The following is a 3,908-nucleotide window of genomic DNA, read 5'->3' on the forward strand; positions in this document are numbered from 1 at the left end:
GGCAGAGCTGATCGACGGCTGCCTCACCGAGACCGGATTACTCATGGGCGCCGGATGATCTACCGGCCCGCCACTGCGAGTTCAACCTCAGTACCAGGAGGCCCTGCCTTCATGCGCGTACCGCCGGAAGATCACCCGACCAGGAACGCCGTTCGATCCACACGTTCCAAGATCGGTTGAGATACGGCTTCTCAGACGCCCGCTTCCACCAGGTCGTCGGTATGGAAGGTGCGGCGGTAGGAGGCGGGTGAGACACCGAAGGCGGTGCGCATGTGGGCGCGCAGGGAGTTGGCGGAGCCGAAGCCACAGCGGTGGGCGACCAGGTCGATGGACTGGTCGGTGGTCTCCAGCAACTGCTTGGCCAGTTCCAGGCGTTGCGCGGTGAGCCACTGCACGGGGGTCATGCCGACCTCGTCGCGGAAGCGGCGGGTGAAGGAGCGCAGGCTCATCCGGGCGTGTTCGGCCAGGCGGTTCAGGGAGAGGGGTTCGCCGAGGTGTTCCAGGGCCCAGGCGCGGGTGGCGGTGGTGGTGGCGACGGTGGGTTCGGGCACCGGGCGGTCGATGTACTGGGCCTGGCCGCCGTCCCGCCAGGGCGGGACGACGCACATGCGGGCGGCGCGGTTGGCGGCGGCGGCGCCGTGGTCGCGGCGGATCATGTGCAGGCACAGGTCGACGCCGGCGGCGACGCCCGCGGAGGTCAGGACGTCGCCGTCGTCGACGAAGAGGACCTCCTCGTCGACCTTGACGCGGGGGTAGGCGCGGCGGAACTCGGGGGCGAGGTGCCAGTGGGTGGTGGCGGGCCGGCCGTCGAGGAGGCCCGCGGCGGCCAGGACGTAGGAGCCGGTGCAGATGGACACCAGGCGGGTGCCGGGCCGGATGCCGGCGATGGCCGCGGTGACCTCGGGCGGCAGCGGGCCGCCGCGGCCCAGCTCGGGCATGGCGTGCGTGGGCGGGACGATCACGGTGTCCGCGGCGGCCAGGGCCTCGGGACCGGCCGCGGGCTGCACGGTGAACCCGGCGTCGCTGAGGACCGGGGCGCCGTCGGCGGTGCAGACGGTGACCTCGTACAGCGGGCGTGAGCCGGCGTCCAGGACGCTGCCGAAGACGCGGGAGGGGATGCCGAGTTCGAAGGGCGGGACGCCGGGCAGGGCGAGGACGGCGATGCGGTGCCGCCCGGCCGCGTCGGCGCTCGGGTCAAGGCGGGGGTCGGTGCACGGCCACTGCATCTCGCTCATGGCCAGATCCTGTCACATAGTGGCCAGACGGCCAACACCATGGTGGGGGCGGGTGCCGGATCGTGGACTGCGTCGCGCCGGGAAGGGCCCGGGCGGCCGGTATCCGATCAAGACGGAAAAGAGTGAGGCGGACAGCATGCGTGCGGTGGTCGTGGAGCAGTGGGGCGGACCGGAGGTGCTCGTGGAGCGTGAGGTCGCCCGGCCCGAGCCGGGACTGAACGAGGTCCTGGTGCGGGTCCACGCGGCCGGTGTGAACCCGGTGGACTTCAAGACCCGGGCCAGCGGGGCCCTGATCGAGTGGGGCGAGGTCCCGGCGGTCGGCTGGGACGTCTCCGGCACCGTGGAGGCCGTCGGACCGGGCGTGGGGATGTTCCGCCCCGGGGACGAGGTGTACGGCATGCCGCTGTTCCCGCGGCAGGCCGGCGCCTACGCCGAGTACGTCGTCGCCCCGGCCCGCCACCTCGCGCCCAAGCCGGCGAACCTCACCCACGTGCAGGCGGCGGCGCTGCCGCTGGCCGCGCTGACCGCCTGGCAGGCCCTGGTGGACACCGCCGGGGTGCGCGCCGGTGAGCGGGTGCTGGTGCACGCGGCGGCCGGCGGGGTCGGCCACCTGGCCGTGCAGATCGCCAAGGCCCGCGGCGCGTACGTCATCGGCACGGCCAGCGCCGGCAAGCACAACCTGCTGCGGCAGCTGGGCGCGGACGAGGTGATCGACTACCGCACGGTCCGCTTCGAGGACGCCGTCGGGGACGTGGACGTGGTGCTGGACGGGCTCGGCGGCCAGAACGCCGAGCGGTCCCTGACGGTGCTGCGCCCGGGCGGCCGGCTGATCACCCTGCCCGGCCCCGACGACGTCCCCGCCGACGTCCCCGGCCACGTGCGGGCGGTGTGGATGCTGGTCGAGCCCGACCACCTGGGTCTGCGCGAGATCGCCGCCCTGGCCGAGCGGGGCGCGCTCACGCCCGTGGTCGAGACCGTCGTCCCGCTGGCCGAGGCCGCGAAGGCGCACGAGATCGGCGAGCAGGGCCGCACCACCGGGAAGATCGTCCTGAGCGTCGCCTGACGCCGGCCGCCCCGGCCGGGTCGGCTGCGGGCAGGTGGAGCGGGACTGGAGCCCCGGGACCGACCGGTCCCGGGGCTCCGGGCGCGGCCGAACGGGACGGGACGGACCTGCGGGCACGGCCGGACAGGACGGAACTGCGGCTCGGGGCTTCGGAGGGGGCGGGGCTGCGGCTCGCGGGGGTGCTTCGGTGACGGCCGGGGCGGCGGCTCGCACGGGGGCGGAGGCAGGGCTGCGGCTCGCGCCGGAGGGGTGTCTTCGGTGGTGGCCGGGGCCTGCTGCTGCCGGCGGGTGCTCGCGGCCGGTATGTGGCACCGGGGAGGGCGCGTTGCGGGCCCAGGACGCCCTCGGTGCCGAGGACGGCGGCCTCGTCGGCCGCCCGTCAGCGGCACCCGCCCGCCGGACCGCCTCGGACCGCCTCGACCCGCGATGCGGCCACGCCGCTCCCCCGCTCCTCCACCGCGGTCCGCCCCGCCTGCCGGTAGCCCGCCGGAACCGAAGTTATGGACAGGGTTTGCGGCTGTCCGTTGTCCGCACTGCCGGACTGGATGTTCTTGCCGAATTGCGCGGCGCGGATCGCGGCGACGTACCCGCTCGAGCCGGCACCGAGGACGATGACGTCGTAGTGCGCGCTCATGACGTGCCCCCTTTCCAGGGTGTTCGATGGTTGGCTCGTGGAGCGAGTGGTCATGTGGCGCGGTGGTGGGGCGTCAGGGTGGCGTGGATCTGGTCGCGGATGTCGGCGAGGACGGCTTCGTCGCTGCGGTGCAGGTACAGGGTGGCGGTGGTGCTGATGTGGATGATCGCGGTGATCACCCGCGCCAGCGTCGCCGCGTCGGCGGCATCGATGTACTCGTCGCGGGTGAGCAGGCCGGTGACGCCGTCCTCGAGACGGCCGGCAAGGGCTAGACCCGCTTGCCGGTAGGGCTCGGCCGGGTCGCCGAAGACGAGTTCGCGCAGGTATGCGCGGCCGTTTCTCAGTGTGCTCCCTCAGGCACTCCACCACGGGACGGAGGAGAGCGATGACCGGCTCCAGCGCGCCCTGTCCGACGGTGGCGTTCGCGGCCGCGAGGCCGACGTCGATGGCGGCGGCGAACTTCTCGTTCTGCACCATGATCAGCAACTCGGCCTTCGTGGACGCGTACAGGTAAAGAGTGCCGTTCGCGACGTCGGCCCGGTGGGCGATCTGCTGTGTCGTGACCCCGCTGACGCCGTGTTCGGCGAACAGTTCGCGGGCTGCGGTCATGATGCGCTCGCGCTTGGCCTGTTTGGCCCGCTCGCGGCGCCCGATCGGCATGTGGCCGCGTCCCATGGGACCTCCCTTGAAAATAATCCTGAGCAGACTCATAGTTGAGTGCAATCGGATTGATGGAGTGAGGCGAGGCCCCATGTCACGCCGAATTGGCTGATCTGGCCTCACGCCTGGATAAACAGGATGAAGACAAGGAGTGGCGCCCCATGCGAGCGTTCGTCGTCGCCAAGTACAAGGAGCCGCTGCAGGAGGCGGACGTCCCCGAGCCCACCGTGGGGGAGCACGACGTGCTCGTCCGGGTGGAGGCCGCCGGACTGAACCCGCTGGATGAGAAGATCCGCGCCGGTGAGTTCAAGCAGAT

Annotated in this window: 5 protein-coding genes and 1 pseudogene; 2 read left to right on the forward strand and 4 right to left on the reverse strand. The window is 72.5% G+C overall.

The features are described from left to right. Positions 1 to 191: 191 nt before the first annotated feature. Positions 192 to 1,226 (reverse strand): GlxA family transcriptional regulator, encoded by a 1,035-nt coding sequence (locus ACWD3C_RS48050; protein WP_451155082.1) that lies wholly within the window; start codon positions 1,224 to 1,226, stop codon positions 192 to 194. 145 nt (positions 1,227 to 1,371) lie between these two features. Between ACWD3C_RS48050 and ACWD3C_RS48055 the strand changes: the two genes are divergently transcribed. Then, positions 1,372 to 2,298, forward strand: coding sequence for an NADP-dependent oxidoreductase (locus ACWD3C_RS48055; RefSeq protein ID WP_451155080.1), 927 nt, complete (start codon positions 1,372 to 1,374; stop codon positions 2,296 to 2,298). Positions 2,299 to 2,677: 379 nt separating this feature from the next. Here ACWD3C_RS48055 and ACWD3C_RS48060 read toward each other — a convergent pair whose 3' ends face one another. Next, positions 2,678 to 2,932 (reverse strand): hypothetical protein, encoded by a 255-nt coding sequence (locus tag ACWD3C_RS48060; RefSeq protein WP_451155083.1) that lies wholly within the window; start codon positions 2,930 to 2,932, stop codon positions 2,678 to 2,680. Positions 2,933 to 2,982: 50 nt separating this feature from the next. Beyond that, positions 2,983 to 3,111 carry a hypothetical protein gene (locus ACWD3C_RS48065; protein WP_451155085.1) on the reverse strand — a complete coding sequence of 43 codons (129 nt, stop codon included), beginning with the start codon at positions 3,109 to 3,111 and terminating at the stop codon, positions 2,983 to 2,985. A 206-nt stretch (positions 3,112 to 3,317) separates the two neighbouring features. Between ACWD3C_RS48065 and ACWD3C_RS48070 the strand changes: the two genes are divergently transcribed. Then, entirely contained in the window at positions 3,318 to 3,446 is a 129-nt protein-coding gene (locus ACWD3C_RS48070) for a hypothetical protein (protein ID WP_451155087.1), read from the forward strand. A 26-nt stretch (positions 3,447 to 3,472) separates the two neighbouring features. On the opposite strand, the pseudogene ACWD3C_RS48075 reads toward ACWD3C_RS48070, so the two are convergent. Further along, positions 3,473 to 3,685 (reverse strand): annotated as a pseudogene (locus tag ACWD3C_RS48075) (TetR/AcrR family transcriptional regulator); the annotation flags it as partial. Positions 3,686 to 3,908 lie beyond the last annotated feature (223 nt).

This window comes from Streptomyces sp. NPDC002845, from assembly GCF_053591955.1.

Bases quoted from the DNA above. Each gene is read 5' to 3' on its own strand.
- ACWD3C_RS48050 (WP_451155082.1), bottom strand. From the start codon at position 1,226: ATGCAGTGGCCGTGCACCGACCCCCGCCTTGACCCGAGCGCCGACGCG.
- ACWD3C_RS48070 (WP_451155087.1), top strand. From the start codon at position 3,318: ATGACCGGCTCCAGCGCGCCCTGTCCGACGGTGGCGTTCGCGGCCGCG.
- ACWD3C_RS48060 (WP_451155083.1), bottom strand. From the start codon at position 2,932: ATGAGCGCGCACTACGACGTCATCGTCCTCGGTGCCGGCTCGAGCGGG.
- ACWD3C_RS48055 (WP_451155080.1), top strand. From the start codon at position 1,372: ATGCGTGCGGTGGTCGTGGAGCAGTGGGGCGGACCGGAGGTGCTCGTG.